Genomic DNA, 20,288 nt, shown 5'->3' with positions numbered 1-20,288 from the left:
TAAACGAAGAAAAATGTATTAAATGCGAATTATGTATTAAAGAATGTCCATCAAATGTTTTAAGGATGGGGAAAGATGTGCCAGAAGAAATAGAAAATACAACTTGTATTGCTTGTGGACATTGTGTTGCAGTGTGTCCTAATGCTGCTATGGATAATATAAAATCACCTTTAAAGGATCAAATTGAATTAAAAAATTTCACTAAGTTAAATGAGCAGCAGGCAGAATACTTTTTAAGATCACGTCGCTCCATAAGAAATTACAAATCTGAACCAGTGACAAGAGAAAAATTAACAAAGTTAATTGATATTGCAAGACAAGCTCCTACTGGACGTAATAGTCAAGGTATATCATTTATAGTTGTTGAAAATAGAAATTTACTCGAACAAGCTATAGAAGTCTGTATTCAACTAATAGAAAATTCTCCATTTAGACATTTAATAGAAAAAGCTGTTAAAGCCTATAGAGAAAATGGAGATGATTCAATTTTTCGTGGAGCTCCAAACTTAGTCATTGCGACATCAGATAAAAATTTCCAATATGGACGTGATAATGCTATTTCTTGTTTAACTTATCTTGAATTATACGCCCCTTCTCTAGGTCTTGGATCATGTTGGGCTGGAATTTTTGAACATTGCATAACTGTTGAAAACTCTCCGCTGCTTAAATTATTCAACATTCCTGAAGATAAAAAAGTTGTAGGAGCAGTTATGGTTGGATATCCTAAGTATAGCTATAAGAGATTAGTTAATAAAAATCCATTGGAAGTTAATTTTATAGAATAAATTTTTTATATAATTTTAGCTATGCATACACTTTTTAAATTGCACAGTAAAAGATCGCAATTCATTATGAATTGCGATTTTTTAATCGTATGCGCTATAACTACTACTTATTTATACTCTCGGATAATTTTAAAAGATTGCTTGATACTTCACTTAATCTTTGATTCCCAGATGCAATTTGCTCTGCTTGTGCAGCTTGTGTTTCTCCTATAACAGAAAAACTATTTAAAACATTAACAATAGCATTAATATTATTTTTAATCGTAGCTAATGTTTCACTAATTTGCCCTGTTGACTCTTTACTATTAGCAGCAAGTTTTCTTATCTCACCTGCTACGACATTAAATCCCTTTCCATGCTCACCAGCTCTAGCTGCTTCTATTGCTGCATTTAGCCCCAATAAATTTGTAGTATCAGCTATACTTTTTATATATGATATTATACCATCCATACTTGCAAGACTAAGTTGAGTTTCATTTATTAAACTATTAACATTTTGATTATTTGTAGCTAATTCTTGAGTAGATGCTGACAATTCCTGAGAAGATGCTGCTAATTCTTCTGAAAATGCTTGTAATTCATCTATCATTTCATTTAAATCATTTTCTTTTTGCAAAGAAACTGCATATGTAATTGTTCCAACTACATTATTTGTGTTTGGATTAACTACAGGAACTCCGTAAGCAATAATTGGAAAGCCAAAAGCTTCTTTAGGATAATTTAACGAATGCTTACGTTTAGTTTTTATAGCATTATCTGAAACTCCATCTTTTACTATTGGCATCCCCTCTTTAATATTTAATTCAAAGGTTTCTGCCTGTTTAAAAAGTACAAATTTTTCCTTGTCTGTAATTGACATAGCTACATCTGATGTGAATACCGTTGGCAAAACGCTAAATCCTATCTTTAATGCCTCAAAAAATTCTTCATCACTTGTGTTCATTTTTCTATTCAACTCCATAACTTTATAATTATTTACTATTTCATAGTATTATAACATATTTTTTAAAATCGAATTATCATATCTAAAAAAGAATATTCTTTATTTAACTTTTCGCTTATAATTTTATTTTTCCCACTCTATTGAATATAAATAAAAAAATTACTGGCGAAAATTCCATGCCAGTAATTTATTAATGTCAATTTTTTAATTTTGCTGTTAATAGATTTACACCTAATCCAATAAATATAGTTCCTGTAAATTTATTTACAAAACCATGCATTCCTTTTATATCATTTAATTTTCTTGATACAGATGATGAAAATATTGCTAGCATTATGCACCATATAGTTGCTACTATAATATAAGTAAATCCAAGTACTAGAAACGGAATTATTCCATATGAAGTATTCGGATCAATAAATTGAGGCAGAAATGCAAGGAAAAATAAGGCTACCTTTGGATTAAGAACATCAATCATAGCTCCTTGAAGAAAAATTTGCCTAGTACTTTTCTTCTCATTCTTATTTTCATTTGCAAGTAAAGATGTTTTTGACATTAATGAACGGACACCTAGAAATACTAGATATACTGCCCCTAAATACTTAACAATATTGAAAGCAATAGCTGACTTAGCTAATATGGCAGATAACCCAAGTGCAGCCATCACTGTATGAAATATACTACCTGTAGATATTCCAAATGCTGACATCACTCCAATTTTCCTACCACTAGATATGCTGTTACCTAATACATATAAAGTATCAGAACCTGGGGTCACACTCAATATAATTGATGAGATTATAAAAAGACTATAATTTTCAATACCGAACATAATTTATCTCCTTCCTCCGAATACCAAATTTATTATTATCCAATTATACCACATTTTTCATATTACTTGTTTCCCCTCGACCAATATTTCAAAAATAACAGCATTTATTTCGTAACTAAACTCTATTTGATTATTTAGATTGGACTATTCATTGCTTTGATTGTTAGAATCAATGATTTCTTTTAATTTTACGTTTTTATTTATAAATCTAGCTTTGCTTTTCTCAGATTTTAAATGTATTGCATTTTGAGGACAATTATGAATACAAGCAAAACATGTTTCACATTTATGAGCAAACTCAGGTTTTCCATTAACTTTAATATTTTGAGCAGGACAAACTTTTTCACATGCTCTGCAACCTGTACAATTATCTTGAACAATAAATTTTTTATCGTAATTATCACTGAGTTTATCAGCTAAACGACGACCATATTTAGATAAAATGTTTGATAGAATCCCTTTTGTTATGAGCATATTCTCCCTGTTTTCAATATCATTTATTATATTGTTAAGTTTCTCTTCAATTTTTTCTGAGTCCTTTTTTCTTATTTCATCTTCCATCTTAAAATTCGGAAGAAAATTATCTACCATAAGTATTTCATTTGTATAATTAAACTTAATTCCGACTTCACTACCAACCCTTTCTATATGACGCAGCGATGAAAATGATAAACCACCATAAGTCATAATTGCAAAAAAATATTTGGCTTTAAATTGCGATTTTTTTATAAAGTTAACAACTAGTCTAGCCATTCCTGAACCATGGCATGGGAATACAAATCCTATTGCTTCATCTTCAAACTCGTATTTACCTTCCTTTATCATCTGAGGAATTGAATATAGCTCTCCCCCAATTCTTTTTGCAACATATAAGCTGTTCCCTGTAGCCGTAAAATAAAATATTTTCATTCTCATTTCTCCTCGTATAATAAGTTTAAAGTCAGTTAAATAACCGCTATAGATTTTAATTCTAATAGATTGTTTTAATATAAGGTCGTATGCAATTTATAATCAAATTCAATATTTGTTGTTTTTTGAACATTTGTTGGATATACTGAGTCTATCAACATTACTAATTTAATTCAATCGTTAATATAACCATATTTGTTGGTTATTCAACAAATCACATATTAATGTTCAATAAACTAAAATTATTAAGGAGATTTTTTATGGATAGACGTATTGAAAAATCTAAAAAAGCTATTACGGATGCTTTAATTAAGCTGATGACAGAAAAAGATTTTGAGAAAATTACTATTAACGAAATTGCAGACCTTGCAAATGTAAACCGGGGAACTGTTTATTTTCATTTCTCAGACAAATATGATTTATTAAATTATTGTATAGAAACTCATCTAAACGAATTGGTATTAAGCTGCCATTTAGGCGAAGACATTGATAATTTTTCTTCAAAACATTCTTTACTCCGCACATTTGAGTATTTAGAGCAGAACGCTTTTTTCTATTCTAATATGTTAAACAACAAAAGTATTCCGACTTTTAGAGATCGTCTAATGTCTGTAGCACTAAAAAGCATCGATGATACAATTGATATGACTGGGAATAACAGTACTATGAACAAAGAAGTACTTGTACACTTTGTTGCTTCGGCGTCTGTTGGTTTAATGGAATGGTGGATTACAAATTCAATGCCTTATTCAGCGGAAGAAATGGTGAATCAAATGTTGTTGTTATTTGAACGTGTTCAGATTTTCGAATCATCGCAGTATAAATAGAAACTTCAAACATTTATTATATAAATAAATGTTTGAGGTTAATTCAATCGCCAACATACACAAAAACACCTTTAATATTAATCATCAGTATTTACTGTAATTACTGATGATTATTACTCCATCGCATCATTTCAATGAAGATGGGATATAAATCTTTTCCTGCCTCAGAAAGTGAGTACTCAACGTGTGGTGGAATTTCATTAAATTGAATCCTATTAACTAAACCCTTGCTTTCTAAGTCTCTAAGTGTTGATGTTAGCATTGTATTAGTTATTTCTCCTACTTGTTTTTTTAAATCACCAAAACGAATACAATCGTATTTTATAAGCTCAAAGAGTATTCTTATGTTCCATTTTCCTTGAAAAATCTCTAAGGTTTTATATGCTCCACAATTTTTATCAATTTTTACTTTTCTTATTTGTTCTTGATATTCTTTAAATGTTATATCTTGCATTTGATTAATTCTCCTCAAATTATAAAACTCAGTACGGTTAATCATACTTACACAGTATAATCTGCGTACTTGTGTAGTATTTTTGTTCTAAGTATAATAAACGTACCAAGAAAAATCAAGGAGTGAAATGTGTATGAATACAACAATTTATTATTTTTCCGGTGCAGGAAATAGTTTAATGGTAGCTAAGGATTTAAGTGAACAATTAAAAGATTCTAAAATTGTACAAATTTCTAAGAAAAATATGAGTGTTATCAATGATACTCAATCTGATAAAATAGGTTTTGTATTTCCTGTATATAATTTTGGAATACCCGTGATGGTAAAAAACTTTATAGAAAACTTGAAGATGAGTAAAGACACCTATGTTTTCGATATAGCAACTTGTGGTGGAATGGTGGGTTCGTCTCATAATCAAATTGAGAAAATACTAAATAAAAAAGGGATTAAGCTCGCTGCCTCTTTCACTGTTTTTATGCCAGGCTGTGATCAGCTGCTATTTGAAACTGCCTCTGAAGAAGAGCAAAATAAACTTTTCAAAGACGAAAAAGAGCAAATCTATACAATAGCTTCTGCTATAAAAGATAACCAACATATTAAAAATAAGGCTAATCCTATTATGAGTTCTGTTTATAATTTACTATACGCTGCTACTTTTAAACCAAAAGCTATGGGCAAAAACTTCTGGACTGATGAAAAATGTATTGGATGCGGTATATGTTCAAAGGTTTGTCCTGCAAATAATATAGTTATACAAGCAGGCAAACCGAAGTGGGCGCAACAATGTGAATCTTGCCTTGCTTGCATGCAATGGTGCCCTCAAAAATCTATTCAATATAAGAAATCCACTGTTAAAAGAGGTCGTTACCACCACCCAGACATAGAAGTAAATGAACTCATTCAAAATGATTAAATTAACCTATGAATTTTAATGAGATATTTTAACATATAAAAAAGCTTCAAGATCTACTTTAGCTTGAAGCTTATCTAACATTATCATTTTCCATAAAAATTCTTATTTAATTAACATATTTATTCTATAAAACCTCTTTGTTGCAATAATATTTCAGTATCACTCCATAGCTTATTTTGCATAGCCTTATCATCACCTGGATATATAGGACTTAAGCGATCTCCCGTTACGACATTAAAATAGCCACCCGTAACCCCATCATATCTGGGATCTATAGCTAAACGAGTTATAATATCTGCTCCTTTGCGTGGATCTCCTATATGCAAAAACTTCAATATACGTTCAACCACAGGAGCAAACCAAAGTTCTCGCCCGAGACCAGTAACATTAAAACCTGGATTGAGAGCATTAACCATAACTCCCGTTCCTGAAAGTCTGCGTGATAGTTCTGCAGTAAACATAATGTTTAATAATTTAGTTTTTCCATAAATAACAGAGGATCCTCTGGATGTAAAATTAGATGTATCAGTTAAATCTTCCGGTAACTTAAGCTCACCATGGTTACGAGATGCTTCAGACGCAACATTTACAATACGTGCATTCTCTGACTCAATTAATGATTTCAGCAATATATTAGTTAATAACCAAGGTGCTAAATAATTAACTGCTATCATTTCTGCAACCCCCTCAGAAGTTAATCTCTGCTCGAATGCATGAAGCCCAGCATTATTTATTAATATATCAATTCTAGGGTAAACAGCTTTAATTTCCTCCCCAACCCTTTTTACATCTTTTAGTAATGATAAATCACCAAAGAAAAAGTCAACCTTAGCTTTAGGATTAATACTTACTAACATTTTTTTAGTTGATTCAGCTCTTTCTTTGTTTCTAGCTGTTAATACAAGATTCACATCTCTCTTTACTAATTCCATTGCAGCTAATTGTCCAAGTCCACTTGTAGCACCAGTAATCACAATTGTTGTTAATTTATTCATAGCCATCCTCCTTTAATGAAGTATAATGCAGTAGAACCTTATTAACTATTTGCGCAATATAATTTAACATTTTGATTCCTTGACATGATTTTGCCAATTAATTATACTTGATATATATCAAGTATATATTTTTACTTGATATATGTCAAATACTTTTTCTATTAAATTAATTTATCGAGGTAAACTATGAATAACAACACTCAAAACAAAAATGCTAACAGAATTCAATTAGAACTGAAATTAGGTGAACAGCTAAATATGATTTTAAGCGCCTCACATGCACTTAATGTAAGAGCCGCAGCACGTTTTGATTCTTCATTACAACCTGCAGCTTTTCTCATCGTACGTTGGCTATTCTCATTTGGCGCAACAAGTGCAACTACTCTATCTGAATCAACAGCCATGGATCGTAGTTCTGTTAGTCGTCTTGTAAATCAGCTAAAAAATCTGGGTTATGTAAAAAGTGAACAATCTCCAAGTGACCGACGGGGCGTACTTCTTTCCTTAACTGAACTTGGACAGCAGAGAGCAATGACCGCTTTAGAAGAAAAAGAATCCGCATTTTATGAACGAATTTCACAATGGAATGATTCCAAACTTGAAAACTTTATTGAACTTCTGATGGATTTTAATGACTACAATAACAAATAAAATTTTCTCTTATATTAATCTAAAAAAATAAAGCATTAATCGAAATAAAACTGTTATTTCAATTAATGCTTTTTATTTACACTTCTTGTTGATTACTAATCCAGCAAAGTTATAATTCCTTTTGTACCATCTACCCTTATCCTTTGCCCATCTTTAAGTAAGCTTGTAGCATTTTCAATAGCTACAACAGCAGGGATTCCATATTCTCTTGCCACTATAGCTGCATGGGAACTTGCACTTCCTATTTCAGTAACCGCTGCTCCTGCCACTTTAAAAAGTGGTGTCCATATTGGAGATGTATAAGTTGAAACAAGTACATCACCTTTTCTTAGCTTTTTGAATTCTGCAGTACTCTTTACTATACAAACAGTGCCTTCGTATATCCCCTTACTTGCAGCACTTCCCTTGATAGAATTAGAAGAGTCCTTCTTATCCTGCTCCTTTTTTTGCTTTATTTCAAATACAGGAAAGGAACCTGTTGAGATGAACCAATGGATACCGTTATTATGAGCAGCATATACTTTTTTAAAAATTCTTTTTCTCCTTTCAATCTTTTCTCTCAGTTTTATTTTTCCTAAAGCTGCTTTACTTAATTCCTCAAGAAAAATAAAAAATACGTCCTGTGCTTTCTCTATATACCCTTCTTTTTCAAGAAGAGTTCCAAGCTTTAAAGCCGTTCTATGTAAACAACCTGCCACCTTCTCCAAGTAAAAAACACTTTCTTCTCTTACGATAGTTATATTTCTAATTTTATCTAGGATTTCTAGAAACTTTTTCGAATCTGTTTGTGTAAGTTCTTTTTTTATGGTCTCTCTTGCTGCCAAATATTCTTCTTCCTGCTTTTTAAATCCTTCTTCAGGATCAGTGTCTGCGACATTGCAAAGCAATGCATCAATAATATCATCAAGCATTTCAGGTTTTTCCTTCCATGTATCTGGTGATAACATACGTCCCATACCAATGGATGGCCTGTCTCCAAACTCCTCTAAAAAGTTCTTCAATTCTTCCTTATAAGCCTTACTATATCTTCCCTTTGTTGCTACTGCATGAGCTATCTTAAGCAAAGCTTTATTCTGCAGAGCTGTTTTAAATGGCAGAGCTTTTTGAAGGGTTTCCTTAAACTCTTGAGCTCTTTCTTTACCGACAGCTTTCTTAATGAGTTTTGTAAATTTATATTCAGTAAGTACCCCAGCCATTTCTACAATAGAAAATCTTTTATAAACAAAGCTTTCATAATCATTAAAGGCATGTTCAATAAGTTTTACAAGCTTTCCTGCGTCCTTTATTCTGATTACTTCTAGTTCAGTTTTTTTAATCCAAGCATCGACTTCCTTTGTAAAATCTTCGGCAGAGTATTTTGATTTAATGAATAAATTTTTAATCAAGTTTGTTGATGCTTTCCATAAAGTAGCAGCAGAAATTGTTGGTCCACTATAATTTAAAGCCACACAACCGCTTTCCCTTTCAACTGGTTTGTTTCTCTCCTTTGGAAGCTTGAGCCCTAACTCTGCAAAGGAAGCATTCATACCACTGTAGAAATGACTGAAACTGGCAAAATCCAAAGGCGTATGAGGATATGAAGTGTGTTCTACTATACTTTGAAAGGCTAGCGGAGCTTTTTTTCCTTGATAAATTATCTTATCATTAGGTTCAAGTATATCAAAACTCTCGTAAGTGCACGCCTCAGTATCACTGATTAACGTAGTAATAGGCCTTGCTTGTAAAAGATAAATTTTTCCCTTTGAAAGTGCCCATTCTGTATCCTGATAGCTGCCATAGTGCTTCTCAACAAGCTGCGCTAAAGTTTTAAGCTGCATCAGTTCTTTATCCCCAAGGCAATAAATCTCGCGTTCTGACTTAGGCACCTCTTCTGTAACCGTCCCCTCTTCTGTAAGTCTTATGCGAATCTCTTTAGAACCATGGGTCTTTTCTTTCACCTTTCCTTCTTTAGTAAGAATGAAAGAATCCGGAGTTATTAATCCACTTACAACAGCTTCTCCAAGGCCATACCCTGCACTTATTAATATTTCATCCTTATTTCCGCTTACTGGGTTTGCCGTAAACATTACTCCTGCAGCCTCTGATGGAATCATTGCCTGAACAACTACCGCTAGATCAACCTTAAGATGATCAAAATCCATGCTCATTCTGTAGGTTATAGCCTGAGATGACCAAAGGCTTGCCCAGCATTTTTTTACATATTCAAATACAGCTTCTTTTCCGTATACCCCTAAATAGGTTTCATGCTGTCCCGCAAAGGAAGCCGTAGGTAAATCCTCTGCTGTAGCACTGGAACGTACTGCAACTGACAATTTTCCATCACTGTGAACTTCCTTGCATAAGATGTCATAAGCACTTCCTATCTCTTTCTGAATCGTATCAGGCATAGATGCTTCCTCAATCCAAACTGAAATACATTCACTTGCATCTTCTATTCTCTTTATATCATCTATAGTCAGATTTTTTAATTTCCTTACTATCTTTTCCTTTAAACCTGATGCTTCAAGATGATCACCATAGGCCTTAGTTGTGACTACAAACCCTGGTGGCACAGGAAGATTTGCATTAATAAGTTCACCTAGATTAGCCCCTTTGCCTCCTGCCTCAAGCAATGAATCTTTATTTAACTCATTTAATTTTTTTATATAGTTTGTCATAATTACGTTCTCCTTAATTCTATATTAAAGCTGTAAAACCAGCGGTTGTTACATTATTTACTGCAAGTTGACTTTGACAGATATCTGAAATAATTGCTTCACACATTTATTAATAATTTCTTTAAAAACATATTTCTAAAGTTTAGGTAGATATCTACCTATTTAATTACGGATATGTAGAGCTCTACCTATCTAACTAGCGCTCTACAAAAACTAACACTTATGCTATACCAATAAAAATTTTTTCTGTTTTTAGAAGCAAAGACTTTAGCTATTTATGTAGGCTTCTACCTAATGTATTAAATAAAAAAGCACAATATGCTTTTTTATTTAATACTTAGTCCCCGCCCAAGTTTTTATAAGCTCTAATTAGTAAGTCCAAAAAAGTCTTTTTCTCCTCTTCGGTCATACCCTTTAGCATCTGCTGCTCTGTCTCTTCAAATACCTCTTCCATCTCTCGTACCAATTGATAACCCTTTGGAGTAATTTCTATTTGAAAAGTTCTGGCATCGTTGACTCCAGTACTTCGTATTATGTAGTCTTTACTTTTTAATCCATTAATTAGATTTGTTATTGAAGGCCCCTTCAGCTTAAGAACCTTTTCCATAACCTTACGGGTTATTTCTTCATCGTTTCTTATCCCTCGTTCAAGGAGTTCAAGCAATGAAGCCTGAGACGAAGACAAATTATACTCTTTCAACTTCTTATCATTAATATTACGTATCTTTTGAGCCATACTTTTTATAAACAAATCATAGGGATATTCCCATTCTCTTTCACTCATATCAATCATCCTCACTTAAATAGGTAGACTTCTACGTATCAGTATAAACACGAAACTTTAGATTGTCAATCATTAGAACCCAGCCAACTCTATTTCAATAAAAATGAAACTGATGAATTTTCCTCATCCGTTTTTAAGCACATTGATTTTCTATAAGATTATTCTACAGGTTATTAATAAAATTATCTTAAAACATTCATAAAAATTTTATAAAGCTTTTTAAAACTTCTGTAACCCTGGAGTATTTATAAAGATAATATGCTTTTTCATTACCTTATGCTGAAATTCATATCATTACAAAAAATAGCCAACTTATTGTCAGCCATTTTTATGTAAAACCTTTATCTGTTAGAATTTTTAAGCCCTCTTATCAGAAGATTTATAACAGATTTTATATTTTGTTTTCTGTCAGGATCTTCGAATGTGTTTGGATGAATAAAAATGCTAGTTGCTAGATATACGGCTCTTGCCTCTTGATGAGGAGATTCTGTAAAAAATATACCTTCTGTAATTCCTTGTTCTATGATTCCTTCAATAGAATTAATTCCTTCTTCTATGCCCTTTTGTATTACTTCGGTTGAGCTCTGAGCTAGTTTTATGTAATTTGCAAACATTTCTGGATCATTAATAGCACTATGATGTTTAGCTTCAACAAAGCTTTCGAGTAAATTACTAAGTTTAACATCTGCAGGACTATCTTCTTTTAATATTTCATTTGACGGAGCATGCAAATGTGAAAGCCAACGCTCGGTAACAGCATTCCATAGAGCTGTTTTTCCATCAAAATATCTATAAATGGCAGCGTGGCTTACTTTTAGTAATTTTGCCACATCAGTTATATTCGCTTTATCTGGTCCGAAACGGCGAATTATTTCTTCTGTTGCATCAAGAATCATTTCTTTATCTAACGATATTTTATCCAAATTTATCACCGCCTTCTTATTTTATTTTTAATTATATCATTTTTAACTTTGTGTTTCAAATTACATTGAATGTAACTGATTTAAAATTCAATATCTATTAAGATTTTATCCTTTTTAATTTTTTCATTTACAAGTTACATATAAAACCACTTGTAACATCCAATGATGAATGATATAATCTGCTTATAAGTTACACTTAATATAATTTGTAACTTATACTTAATAAATGTAATCAACTTGAAAGGTGGAATTTAATATGCGTATTTTTGTTACAGGTGCTACAGGATTTATAGGATCTAAAATCGTTAAAGAACTGATTGGTGCAGGACATGAAGTAGTAGGTCTTGCTAGATCTGACTCATCAGCTGCGTCGCTTATTGCTGTCGGAGCTATGGCACATCGCGGTTCTTTAGAGGATCTTGACAGCCTTCGTAGTGGTGCGTCTTCAGCTGACGGCGTAATTCATGTAGCCTTTGATCATGATAATTTTATTACTAATTTTGCAGCTTGCTGCGAGACTGACCGTAATGCTATTGAAGCAATGGGCTCTGCACTTGCAGGAACTAATAAACCATTAGTAATTACACTTGGAACTACAGGCATCAAGCTTGGTGATGTCCTAACTGAAGATGATAGTGCTAGTGAAAGCTTAACCGGAGGTCCTAGAGCAGCTTCTGAAGCATTGGCACTTTCATTAACATCTAAAGGTGTACGTGTTTCAGTAGTTCGTCCTGCCCCAATAGTATATGGTGATGGTGAAAAATATGGCTTGGTTACTATGCTTATTGAAATAGCTCGCAGAAAAGGTTTTTCGGCTTATGTAGGCGATGGTTCTAACCGCTGGCCAGCTGTCAACAGACTTGATGCTGCGCATCTTTATAGGCTAGCACTTGAACAAGCCCCAGCCGGATCAATATTTCATGCAGTAGCTAATGAAGGGGTGCCTATGCGCGAAATTTCAGAAGCTATAGGCCGTCGTCTTAACTTACCAGTTAAATCAATATCTCCAGACGAGGCAGTTAATCACTTTGGACCTCTAGGACAGCTCGTTGCTGCAGATATTCCAGCCTCCAATGCTTTAACTAAAGAAAGACTTGGATGGCATCCTGCATATTTAGGACTAATCGAGGATATTGATAGATCATAATATTTTATAATAGAACCTTTTGTTTCAAAAAATAGAGTAACAGAAGAAATACTTGAGAAAATTGTACTGTTCTAGGAAACGTATTATGCAAATGTGAAAGAAGAGGTAAATATAAGGACAGTAGATAGATTTGTGTAAACACAAAAACTATCTACTGTCCCTATTACTTACATTAATTTTCTAGTTCTTTAACACTAATCATAACTCCGATACATATCCAGCCCATTCATTACATATGGACGAACAATTTCTACTAGTAAATCTGGTTTATCATTTTTCCCATCTTTAAACCAAGAATATGCACCACTATAAATGGCTGAGCATGTCATAGCTGAAATTACCTTTATATTAAGATTGTCTTTGGTACTTAGAGTATCCCCTTTCAAAAAAATGCTTTCTATCATTTGCTTAATGGTATTCTGTATGCCCAATTCGGTACTGAAAAGCATCAAGGAACTATTTTCGGTGAAATAAATGGTGATATTACAGAAAGAGTGAAAGAGCTTGCTCGAATATTTGAGGCATCGGATCTGCATTATGAAATACAAAAAAATATTAAAGCATTCCATATTTCCCATAATGCAACCGCTATAGTTATCAAACATTTTTATACCAATACTGGTATGATGGATGTAGAGACAGCAAAAAGCGAAAGTACTTTACTTAAGATTGCCACAGAATTAAAACAAAATATCCACTTAGTAGCTAAGGCAGGAATTCCAGTAATTCCAGCTCAAACAAAGTTAATGGGAGAATTATCAGCTGATGACATTATCACTATGTACCGCCAGATGCTAAGTAATGATTTTACAATTGATGTTTTGCTTGGAAACCATGCTGTAAGCGCAAAAGCAGAAATATTACTCTTAGACGAGATATTTCATAAAAAAATGCTTATTTAACCGTAAAGCTAGATTAATTCTCAAATCTAATTTTTTACTACCATTGAAAAAATAAAATTATTATTCTTAATACACAAAGTAAAGAGCCAAGCAAAAGCAACCTTTAAAATTGCTTTTTGCCTGGCTCTTATTTTACATTAGCCCTTTTTAAATTATAACTTATAGCATCTGCTTTATTTATTATTTCATTTAAGTAAAAGTTTTATTCAAATGCAGCAGCCACATCATTTAAGGATTTTGTAATCTCAATATGTTGTGGACAATGCTTTTCACATTGCTTACATCCTATACAATCAGAAGCTTTTCCATTATCTAGAGCTAAATTATTATAGTAAACTTGTACGATTCCATTACCAAATTGTTTTTTGTTATTGTATAGAGAGAAATATTTTGGTATTGGAATATTCTTTGGACATCCATCTACACAATATTGGCATGCAGTACATGGAACTGCAATACTACTGTTAATTATATCTGTAGCCTTTTTAATAATCTCTTCTTCGACCTTATTTAAAGGCTCAAAATTTTGCATGTAGCCTGTATTATCAAGGAGTTGATCCATATTTGACATTCCGCTTAATACCATCATTATTCCCTCATGACTAGCTACAAATCTTATTGCCCATGATGGTACAGACATATCTTTATTATATTCTTTGAATAATTTTTCTGCACCTTCTGGGACGTTTGCAAGAGTTCCTCCTTTAATTGGTTCCATAACAACAACTTGCTTATTATGTTTTCTTGCAACTTCATAACATTTTCTAGATTGTATACTTTCACTTTCCCAATCAATATAATTAATTTGTAATTGAACAAAATCTACTTCTGGATGAGCAGTTAAAATTTCATCTAATAAATCTGCATTGTCATGATAAGAAAAGCCCATATTTTTTACTTTTCCTTCTTCTTTCTTTTTTTGTACAAATGCAAAACTATCAAATTTTTGAGCTGTTCTATAATTTGGCACATTTAAGTTGTGAAGAAGGTAGTAGTCAAAATAATCAACTCCACATTTTTCTAATTGCTCATCAAAGATTCTTTCTTGGTCTCCCTCTTTTTTCAAAAACATAGTTGGAAGCTTTGATGCTATTGTAAAGCTGTCTCTATTATGACGTTTTACTAAAGACTCTCTTAAGGCAATTTCACTCTTAAATGCATGATACATATAAGCAGTATCAAAATAAGTAAAGCCTCTTTCCAAAAAAGTATCTACCATTTTATTTAATGTTTCAAAATCAATACTTTCTTGATTCTCTTGATCTTTTAATGGAAGACGCATAAATCCAAATCCCAATTTTTTCTTTTCCATTTCTTTGTTTCCTCCTTAAGCCTTTTAGAACTAACAAATCAGACAACAATTTTCATGTCTTATTCATCAAGTGAATAAATATTTAGTCAATTCCTATTCCAAAATAAATTCTACTCCTTAGAGCAAACTCTAAGTCAAGCTTTTTCTGCTCTATCCTATTTTTTCCATTTATATTATTACTTAAAACAACATTATAAATTTTATTGGCACTTCCCAAACTCCCGTGAAGTATTCCGAAATTCTGTAGGAGTCATGCCCCTTTTAGCTGTAAATTGTTTTATAAAATACGTATCATATTCAAAACCTGTAGCACGTGCAACTTCATTTAAGCTCATATCTGTATGAGTTAGAAGGCTCTCTGCAACTTTTAAACGATATGCTAGTAAGTAAGCCATTGCTGTGCATCCACATATATCCTGAAAACTTTTATTCAGTGATACTCGATTCAAATGAGCACATCTTGTTAAATCTTCTAATCTTATTTTATCTGAATAATTTATATGTATATATTCTAAAGCTAAATTAACAGGTGATTTTTCGCTGCTGAGATTCAGCTCTTCAAGCATCCCTAGTATTTGTATTAAGTACTTTTTTATTCTGCACACCCAAAGTGAATCACTCTGTGCATATACTTCTGTTCCCATCACAAAGAACCATTCATACAATTTGAGATAGACTTTATCATCTGCGGCATATACTCCAGTATTAATATTATCTTTCTTAAATAGCGCGAGTCCTATATCTATTTTTAGATTAGTTGATAAATAACCCTTAGTTTCAGAAAAATGAGCCGTATTAAAAAAGTCTGGATGAAAACAAAATGACTGCGAAGCTACATTGTGTTTTTCAATAACTTGTATTTTATCATCCATAGATGAACAAAGAATACTTGGCGAAACAATTTTTACTGGACGGTCATTCAATAGTATATTAATACTTCCGCTCGTAATAAAAGTTATAGTTAAACGCTCCTCATAAGGGAGATTTATAAAATCTTCATTTGCAACAAATTCAATATATACATTTCTATTCTTATAGCGATCCATTTGCGGCATAAATATTTTCCTCCATTAAGCACATTCTAATAAATAACGTAAACTTGTTATTTTTTGATTGTGGATTAACAAATAGTATAGTTAAAAGCTTCATTTATGACATTGTATCATAATTTCATAATGTTAAACTAATATTAATAAATGAATGAATGAAGCTATGCAAAATAACTTATACTGAAAATTATTGTGTAAAACTTATAATCAAAATTATTGTGTATAATTTATAATCCAAATTGTTATGCCTAGCTTATATGAAAGGAGAATTTTTATGTCTATTGAACACTTCCAAATTCAAGTTTCTGATGAAGTACTTGATGATTTAAAATACAGGCTTGAGCATATCCGCTGGCCTGATCAGTTAGAAGGCACAGATTGGCAGCGAGGTACTGAAATAAATTATTTAAAATCTCTTATTTCCTATTGGAAAGAAAAATATGATTGGCGGACACAAGAAAGAGAATTAAACCGCTTTTCTCAGTTTCGCTGTAATGTAGACGGGATAGATATTCACTTTGTACACGAGAAAGGTAAAGGTCCTAATCCTATCCCAATTATCCTTACTCATGGATGGCCTGACAGTTATCTTCGCTACAAAAAGATTATCCCTCTCCTTACTGATCCTAAAAGCTATGGTGGAAGTCCTGAAGATTCCTTTGATGTAATTGTACCTTCACTACCTGGGTTTGGATTCTCAAGTAAACCAAAACATAGTGGCATGAACAATTGTCATATTTCTGACCTTTGGGCAAAACTGATGACTGAAAAACTTGGCTATAGTAAATTCGCTGCTGCAGGCGGGGACATTGGTTCAGGAGTTACAAGATATATGGCATCAAATCATCCTGAACTTCTGATTGGAATACATTTAACTGATATCGGTATAATTAGAGATCTCATGACTTCTCAGAATAACGCAGGACTTTCAGATGAAGAACTAAACTACAAGAAAACTGCTTCTGAGTGGATTTCAAATGAGGGAGGTTATATGTCTATTCAATCGACAAAACCTCAGACTCTTACATACGGACTTTCTGACTCACCAATAGGTGTGGCTGCTTGGATTATTGAAAAATTTCGTGAATGGAGTGATTGCAGTGGTGACTTAAGTAAAAGCTTTAGCGAGGATGAACTTTTAACTAATATAATGATTTATTGGGTTACAAATACTATAGGTTCATCAGCTCATATATATTATGAAAACACGCATTCATTGCCTCCAATAGGACATATAGATGTACCAACGGGTTTAGCTCTCTTCCCTGCTGATGTATTGTTGCCACCAAAAGAATGGGCCATGCGCAATTTAAATATCACTCGCTTTACTACAATGCCTAGAGGTGGACATTTTACTGCCATAGAAGACCCTGAATCTTTGGCTGAAGAAATCCGGGAATTTTTTAGAGCTTATAGATAATATATAATACCGCCTATACCTTAAGTACGTACATTTGTACGTCTAGTGATATCCTATCAATGAACACAAGGAACAAAGAAGGGATAGTTATTAGCTATCCCTTAAATTCTATACTAACTCCAGTAGGTTTAATAAGTTAGTTTTCTGTTTTTATTAAGTGTTTTCATCACTTTTGTATTCCAAAATATCACCTGGCTGACAATCCAAAGTCTTACATATCGCTTCTAATGTTGAAAAACGAACCGCTTTTGCTTTCCCATTTTTCAGAATGGAAAGATTCGCCATAGTAATTCCGACCTTCTCCGAAAGCTCCGTTACACTCATTTTTCGTTTTGCTAACATCACATCTATATTAATAATAATTGCCATATCCCCCACCTCACACTGTCAAATCATTTTCTGATTTTATGTTAATCGCTTCTTGTAAAAGCCTCTCTAGGACAGCAGAAAAAACAGCGATAATCATTGAAGCAAAAGGAATGACCATTCCGATAAATATGAGACCAGGCGCATCATCTTTATCTGCCACTAAATAGAATAACGGCAAGCCCAGCACATGTAAACTACAGATTAAAATGGCACAATATTTGATTTTCTTTAAAGCTATTACCGATAATTCCGAGAAGGCTTTATTCTTGTCAATATAACTTAAAAGTCCAAAAGCTTGATACAGAGCAAAGTAAAAAGGTATCGCAGCTCCATATAAAATTATGTAAATAATATATTTTAAGGAATCAACCTTTAAAAAATTTGATACCTCAAAAGCCAGCTTAGGCACCAAAAATATACATAATGCAAGAATTAGGATTCCTATAAAAATAACAGCTAGCTTTAAAAAGTGTGTCGTAACTTGTTTCATAAAAAGACCTCCCTGATTGTATTTAATCAAATCGTTACACATTTTCTAATTTTGTATTTAGAAGATTTTTTAGTAGTTTTTGGAGCACATCCACAATAACTGTAATGGTACTTGTTACCAAAATACCTATTAGACTTAATGCTATAGGACCCGCTGCGTCATCTCCTGTGACTTTAGCAATTACCATTAACGTTACTATCCCCAACACCATGAAGAAAATGGTTGTTAAACCGCATTTCTTTATAACCTTCAAAGATTTAAGTGATAACTCTGAGAAAGCATTATTTCTCTCGGTATATATTAATAGTTTAAATACTTGATACAATGCAACAGAAAACGCAATACAGCATCCATACGCATATCCTAAAAATGGATATAGCCAGTAGTCTCCTGGATGTGCTTTTGCATCATTAATGGCTATCACAGGTAACCAAAAGATACCCAGCGCAAAAACAGCAATTCCAATCAGAAAAATAATTACTTTTAAGAAAGTGGTTGAACCATTTTTAACATTCATTTAAAACACCTCACTAATTTAATAACAAAATGATTTTAACATACATTTTATTGTTTTACAATAAATTTATATTGCTTTTAATTATATTATTATTGTTATTATTATATTCCTTTAATTTTCTACTCAATTGTAAAACTAAAAGCTATGTTTGTAATCGGAGAATCCACCCATATTTTAGAATTATATGAATAGTTTAATAATAATCTTAACAATTAAAAGAAAAACTGACTGCTTGATTTTATCTTACAGTCAGTTTTTCTTTTACTTAAAGAACCACAATTCCATTTTTAAATTGCCTATTAGGAAAACTAGCACCAGCTATCTTATCTGCAGGTATCGCATTTTCAATTCTTAGTATATCATCTGAGCTTAAATTTACATCTATGGCTTTTAGTGAATCCTTAAGTGTAGATCTCCTTGAAGCACCAACTAAGGTTATGATGTCATCACCTTTAATTTACTTAAAAGAACAATTTTATTATAACTTTTTTAAAGTATCATTTTTATACTATGTTACAAAAATGTGCATACTTATATATAGTGGTTAATTATGCTATAAATATATCATAATAATATCCATTATTATACTGCAAAGAATTATATAAAACATATTCACGAGGAGGCTTTTTAAAATGGCAAGACAAGCTTTTTTACAAAAACGCTATGATAAATTGGGTGCAAAAGTAGTTGAATCTTTAAAAAAGCATCATTTTGATGCATATTATTGTAAGACTAAAGATGAAGCGCTTCAACAGATTTTAGAGTTAATTCCTGAAAATCACGTGGTATCTTGGGGTGGTTCTGAAACCTTAAACGATATTGGCATTAAAGAACTTGTAAAGGAAAAAGGCTATGAAATTATAGATAGGGATTCTGCAGCTAATCCTGAAGAACGAACAGAACTGATGAGAAAAGCACTTTTATGCGATACTTTCTTAACAAGTAGTAATGCTATAAGTGAGGATGGTCAGCTATTTAATATTGATGGAAATGGAAATCGTGTTGCTGCTATGATTTTTGGACCAAAAAGTGTTGTAGTTGTAGCTGGAATGAATAAAATTGTAAAAAACCACGATGATGCAGTGCAAAGAGCTAGAACTATTGCTGCACCACAGAATACGCTGCGTTTCCAAGATTTGAAAACTCCATGTTATATAACTGGAAGCTGTGGAGACTGCTTAAGTACAGATTGTATTTGTGCATATCTTGTAACAACAAGAATAAGCCGTCCAGCAAATAAAATAAAAGTAGTACTAATTGGAGACGAACTTGGCTTTTAGAATACTTAAGTAGCCATTCCTTTTATGACTTCAGAATTAAAATCAGCAATTGAGAAGTAAATTAATCATAAAAAGGAGAACCTACTCCATTTGGATTTGGTTCTCCTTTTTATGAATTATTAAGTTATT

Annotated in this window: 22 protein-coding genes; 8 read left to right on the top strand and 14 right to left on the bottom strand. The window is 32.3% G+C overall.

Annotation, left to right across the window (positions count from 1 at the left end; genetic code table 11):
• Positions 1–785 (top strand): nitroreductase family protein (locus tag CLCHR_RS12640; RefSeq protein ID WP_079440161.1); only part of this gene is annotated, 785 nt, incomplete at its 5' end.
• Positions 786–888: 103 nt separating this feature from the next.
• Here the strand turns inward: CLCHR_RS12640 and CLCHR_RS12635 are convergent.
• The 3 genes from CLCHR_RS12635 to CLCHR_RS12625 all read right to left on the bottom strand — a co-directional run bounded on the left by CLCHR_RS12635 (position 889) and on the right by CLCHR_RS12625 (position 3,469).
• Positions 889–1,728: a methyl-accepting chemotaxis protein gene (locus tag CLCHR_RS12635; protein WP_079440160.1), complete on the bottom strand. Its 840-nt coding sequence runs from the start codon at positions 1,726–1,728 to the stop codon at positions 889–891.
• 196 nt (positions 1,729–1,924) lie between these two features.
• Positions 1,925–2,560, bottom strand: coding sequence for a LysE family translocator (locus tag CLCHR_RS12630; protein ID WP_079440159.1), 636 nt, complete (start codon positions 2,558–2,560; stop codon positions 1,925–1,927).
• A 144-nt stretch (positions 2,561–2,704) separates the two neighbouring features.
• Positions 2,705–3,469, bottom strand: coding sequence for an EFR1 family ferrodoxin (locus CLCHR_RS12625; RefSeq protein ID WP_079440158.1), 765 nt, complete (start codon positions 3,467–3,469; stop codon positions 2,705–2,707).
• Positions 3,470–3,729: 260 nt separating this feature from the next.
• Between CLCHR_RS12625 and CLCHR_RS12620 the strand changes: the two genes are divergently transcribed.
• Positions 3,730–4,296, top strand: a complete 567-nt coding sequence (locus CLCHR_RS12620; protein ID WP_079440157.1) for a TetR/AcrR family transcriptional regulator — start codon at positions 3,730–3,732, stop codon at positions 4,294–4,296.
• Between the two features lie 100 nt (positions 4,297–4,396).
• On the opposite strand, the gene CLCHR_RS12615 is transcribed toward CLCHR_RS12620, so the two are convergent.
• On the bottom strand, positions 4,397–4,750 hold the full coding sequence (locus CLCHR_RS12615) for a winged helix-turn-helix transcriptional regulator (protein ID WP_079440156.1): 354 nt from the start codon (positions 4,748–4,750) through the stop codon (positions 4,397–4,399).
• A gap of 133 nt (positions 4,751–4,883) precedes the next feature.
• Here CLCHR_RS12615 and CLCHR_RS12610 point away from each other — a divergent pair, with 133 nt between their 5' ends.
• Positions 4,884–5,663: an EFR1 family ferrodoxin gene (locus CLCHR_RS12610; protein WP_079440155.1), complete on the top strand. Its 780-nt coding sequence runs from the start codon at positions 4,884–4,886 to the stop codon at positions 5,661–5,663.
• 119 nt (positions 5,664–5,782) lie between these two features.
• On the opposite strand, the gene CLCHR_RS12605 is transcribed toward CLCHR_RS12610, so the two are convergent.
• Positions 5,783–6,658: an SDR family NAD(P)-dependent oxidoreductase gene (locus CLCHR_RS12605; RefSeq protein ID WP_079440154.1), complete on the bottom strand. Its 876-nt coding sequence runs from the start codon at positions 6,656–6,658 to the stop codon at positions 5,783–5,785.
• Between the two features lie 186 nt (positions 6,659–6,844).
• On the opposite strand from CLCHR_RS12605, the gene CLCHR_RS12600 reads away from it, so the two are divergent.
• Complete coding sequence (locus CLCHR_RS12600) at positions 6,845–7,309, top strand: MarR family winged helix-turn-helix transcriptional regulator (protein WP_079440153.1); 465 nt, start codon at positions 6,845–6,847, stop codon at positions 7,307–7,309.
• Positions 7,310–7,404: 95 nt separating this feature from the next.
• Here CLCHR_RS12600 and CLCHR_RS12595 read toward each other — a convergent pair whose 3' ends face one another.
• From CLCHR_RS12595 to CLCHR_RS12585, 3 genes are all read right to left on the bottom strand, one after another.
• Positions 7,405–9,966 carry a PEP/pyruvate-binding domain-containing protein gene (locus tag CLCHR_RS12595; RefSeq protein ID WP_079440152.1) on the bottom strand — a complete coding sequence of 854 codons (2,562 nt, stop codon included), beginning with the start codon at positions 9,964–9,966 and terminating at the stop codon, positions 7,405–7,407.
• Positions 9,967–10,303: 337 nt separating this feature from the next.
• Entirely contained in the window at positions 10,304–10,750 is a 447-nt protein-coding gene (locus tag CLCHR_RS12590) for a MarR family winged helix-turn-helix transcriptional regulator (RefSeq protein WP_079440151.1), read from the bottom strand.
• A gap of 341 nt (positions 10,751–11,091) precedes the next feature.
• Positions 11,092–11,682, bottom strand: coding sequence for a TetR/AcrR family transcriptional regulator (locus CLCHR_RS12585; RefSeq protein WP_242966026.1), 591 nt, complete (start codon positions 11,680–11,682; stop codon positions 11,092–11,094).
• A gap of 247 nt (positions 11,683–11,929) precedes the next feature.
• On the opposite strand from CLCHR_RS12585, the gene CLCHR_RS12580 reads away from it, so the two are divergent.
• The gene (locus CLCHR_RS12580) at positions 11,930–12,820 is read left to right on the top strand and encodes an SDR family oxidoreductase (protein WP_079440149.1); all 891 of its coding nucleotides are present in this window, start codon (positions 11,930–11,932) and stop codon (positions 12,818–12,820) included.
• A gap of 194 nt (positions 12,821–13,014) precedes the next feature.
• Here CLCHR_RS12580 and CLCHR_RS12575 read toward each other — a convergent pair whose 3' ends face one another.
• Positions 13,015–13,206: a hypothetical protein gene (locus CLCHR_RS12575; protein WP_079440148.1), complete on the bottom strand. Its 192-nt coding sequence runs from the start codon at positions 13,204–13,206 to the stop codon at positions 13,015–13,017.
• A gap of 18 nt (positions 13,207–13,224) precedes the next feature.
• Between CLCHR_RS12575 and CLCHR_RS12570 the strand changes: the two genes are divergently transcribed.
• Positions 13,225–13,722 carry a hypothetical protein gene (locus tag CLCHR_RS12570; protein WP_242966025.1) on the top strand — a complete coding sequence of 166 codons (498 nt, stop codon included), beginning with the start codon at positions 13,225–13,227 and terminating at the stop codon, positions 13,720–13,722.
• 202 nt (positions 13,723–13,924) lie between these two features.
• On the opposite strand, the gene CLCHR_RS12565 is transcribed toward CLCHR_RS12570, so the two are convergent.
• Together CLCHR_RS12565 and CLCHR_RS12560 are read right to left on the bottom strand one after the other, a co-directional pair.
• A complete protein-coding gene (locus tag CLCHR_RS12565; protein WP_079440147.1) occupies positions 13,925–15,034 on the bottom strand; it encodes an aldo/keto reductase in 1,110 nt (369 codons plus the stop codon).
• A 200-nt stretch (positions 15,035–15,234) separates the two neighbouring features.
• Positions 15,235–16,089 (bottom strand): helix-turn-helix domain-containing protein, encoded by an 855-nt coding sequence (locus CLCHR_RS12560; protein ID WP_079440146.1) that lies wholly within the window; start codon positions 16,087–16,089, stop codon positions 15,235–15,237.
• A 268-nt stretch (positions 16,090–16,357) separates the two neighbouring features.
• Between CLCHR_RS12560 and CLCHR_RS12555 the strand changes: the two genes are divergently transcribed.
• Complete coding sequence (locus tag CLCHR_RS12555) at positions 16,358–17,503, top strand: epoxide hydrolase family protein (protein ID WP_079440145.1); 1,146 nt, start codon at positions 16,358–16,360, stop codon at positions 17,501–17,503.
• Positions 17,504–17,656: 153 nt separating this feature from the next.
• Here the strand turns inward: CLCHR_RS12555 and CLCHR_RS12550 are convergent, their stop codons facing one another.
• From CLCHR_RS12550 to CLCHR_RS12540, 3 genes are read right to left on the bottom strand one after another with little or no spacing between them, the layout of a single operon-like run.
• Entirely contained in the window at positions 17,657–17,872 is a 216-nt protein-coding gene (locus CLCHR_RS12550) for a helix-turn-helix domain-containing protein (protein WP_079440144.1), read from the bottom strand.
• A 10-nt stretch (positions 17,873–17,882) separates the two neighbouring features.
• The gene (locus CLCHR_RS12545) at positions 17,883–18,362 is read right to left on the bottom strand and encodes a DUF2975 domain-containing protein (RefSeq protein ID WP_079440143.1); all 480 of its coding nucleotides are present in this window, start codon (positions 18,360–18,362) and stop codon (positions 17,883–17,885) included.
• A gap of 34 nt (positions 18,363–18,396) precedes the next feature.
• Positions 18,397–18,879 carry a DUF2975 domain-containing protein gene (locus tag CLCHR_RS12540; protein WP_079440142.1) on the bottom strand — a complete coding sequence of 161 codons (483 nt, stop codon included), beginning with the start codon at positions 18,877–18,879 and terminating at the stop codon, positions 18,397–18,399.
• 632 nt (positions 18,880–19,511) lie between these two features.
• Here CLCHR_RS12540 and CLCHR_RS12535 point away from each other — a divergent pair.
• A complete protein-coding gene (locus CLCHR_RS12535) occupies positions 19,512–20,159 on the top strand; it encodes a lactate utilization protein (protein WP_079440141.1) in 648 nt (215 codons plus the stop codon).
• The last annotated feature ends 129 nt before the right edge of the window (positions 20,160–20,288 follow it).

This window comes from Clostridium chromiireducens (assembly GCF_002029255.1).
In the GTDB taxonomy this organism is placed as follows: domain Bacteria; phylum Bacillota; class Clostridia; order Clostridiales; family Clostridiaceae; genus Clostridium; species Clostridium chromiireducens.
This window is presented reverse-complemented; position numbering and strand designations above follow the sequence as displayed.

Coding starts and splice junctions, on each gene's coding strand:
- CLCHR_RS12550 (WP_079440144.1), bottom strand. CDS start 17,872: ATGGCAATTATTATTAATATAGATGTGATGTTAGCAAAACGAAAAATG.
- CLCHR_RS12555 (WP_079440145.1), top strand. CDS start 16,358: ATGTCTATTGAACACTTCCAAATTCAAGTTTCTGATGAAGTACTTGAT.
- CLCHR_RS12545 (WP_079440143.1), bottom strand. CDS start 18,362: ATGAAACAAGTTACGACACACTTTTTAAAGCTAGCTGTTATTTTTATA.
- CLCHR_RS12600 (WP_079440153.1), top strand. CDS start 6,845: ATGAATAACAACACTCAAAACAAAAATGCTAACAGAATTCAATTAGAA.
- CLCHR_RS12625 (WP_079440158.1), bottom strand. CDS start 3,469: ATGAAAATATTTTATTTTACGGCTACAGGGAACAGCTTATATGTTGCA.
- CLCHR_RS12560 (WP_079440146.1), bottom strand. CDS start 16,089: ATGCCGCAAATGGATCGCTATAAGAATAGAAATGTATATATTGAATTT.
- CLCHR_RS12590 (WP_079440151.1), bottom strand. CDS start 10,750: ATGAGTGAAAGAGAATGGGAATATCCCTATGATTTGTTTATAAAAAGT.
- CLCHR_RS12630 (WP_079440159.1), bottom strand. CDS start 2,560: ATGTTCGGTATTGAAAATTATAGTCTTTTTATAATCTCATCAATTATA.
- CLCHR_RS12565 (WP_079440147.1), bottom strand. CDS start 15,034: ATGGAAAAGAAAAAATTGGGATTTGGATTTATGCGTCTTCCATTAAAA.
- CLCHR_RS12610 (WP_079440155.1), top strand. CDS start 4,884: ATGAATACAACAATTTATTATTTTTCCGGTGCAGGAAATAGTTTAATG.
- CLCHR_RS12620 (WP_079440157.1), top strand. CDS start 3,730: ATGGATAGACGTATTGAAAAATCTAAAAAAGCTATTACGGATGCTTTA.
- CLCHR_RS12605 (WP_079440154.1), bottom strand. CDS start 6,658: ATGAATAAATTAACAACAATTGTGATTACTGGTGCTACAAGTGGACTT.
- CLCHR_RS12635 (WP_079440160.1), bottom strand. CDS start 1,728: ATGAACACAAGTGATGAAGAATTTTTTGAGGCATTAAAGATAGGATTT.
- CLCHR_RS12540 (WP_079440142.1), bottom strand. CDS start 18,879: ATGAATGTTAAAAATGGTTCAACCACTTTCTTAAAAGTAATTATTTTT.
- CLCHR_RS12535 (WP_079440141.1), top strand. CDS start 19,512: ATGGCAAGACAAGCTTTTTTACAAAAACGCTATGATAAATTGGGTGCA.
- CLCHR_RS12580 (WP_079440149.1), top strand. CDS start 11,930: ATGCGTATTTTTGTTACAGGTGCTACAGGATTTATAGGATCTAAAATC.
- CLCHR_RS12595 (WP_079440152.1), bottom strand. CDS start 9,966: ATGACAAACTATATAAAAAAATTAAATGAGTTAAATAAAGATTCATTG.
- CLCHR_RS12615 (WP_079440156.1), bottom strand. CDS start 4,750: ATGCAAGATATAACATTTAAAGAATATCAAGAACAAATAAGAAAAGTA.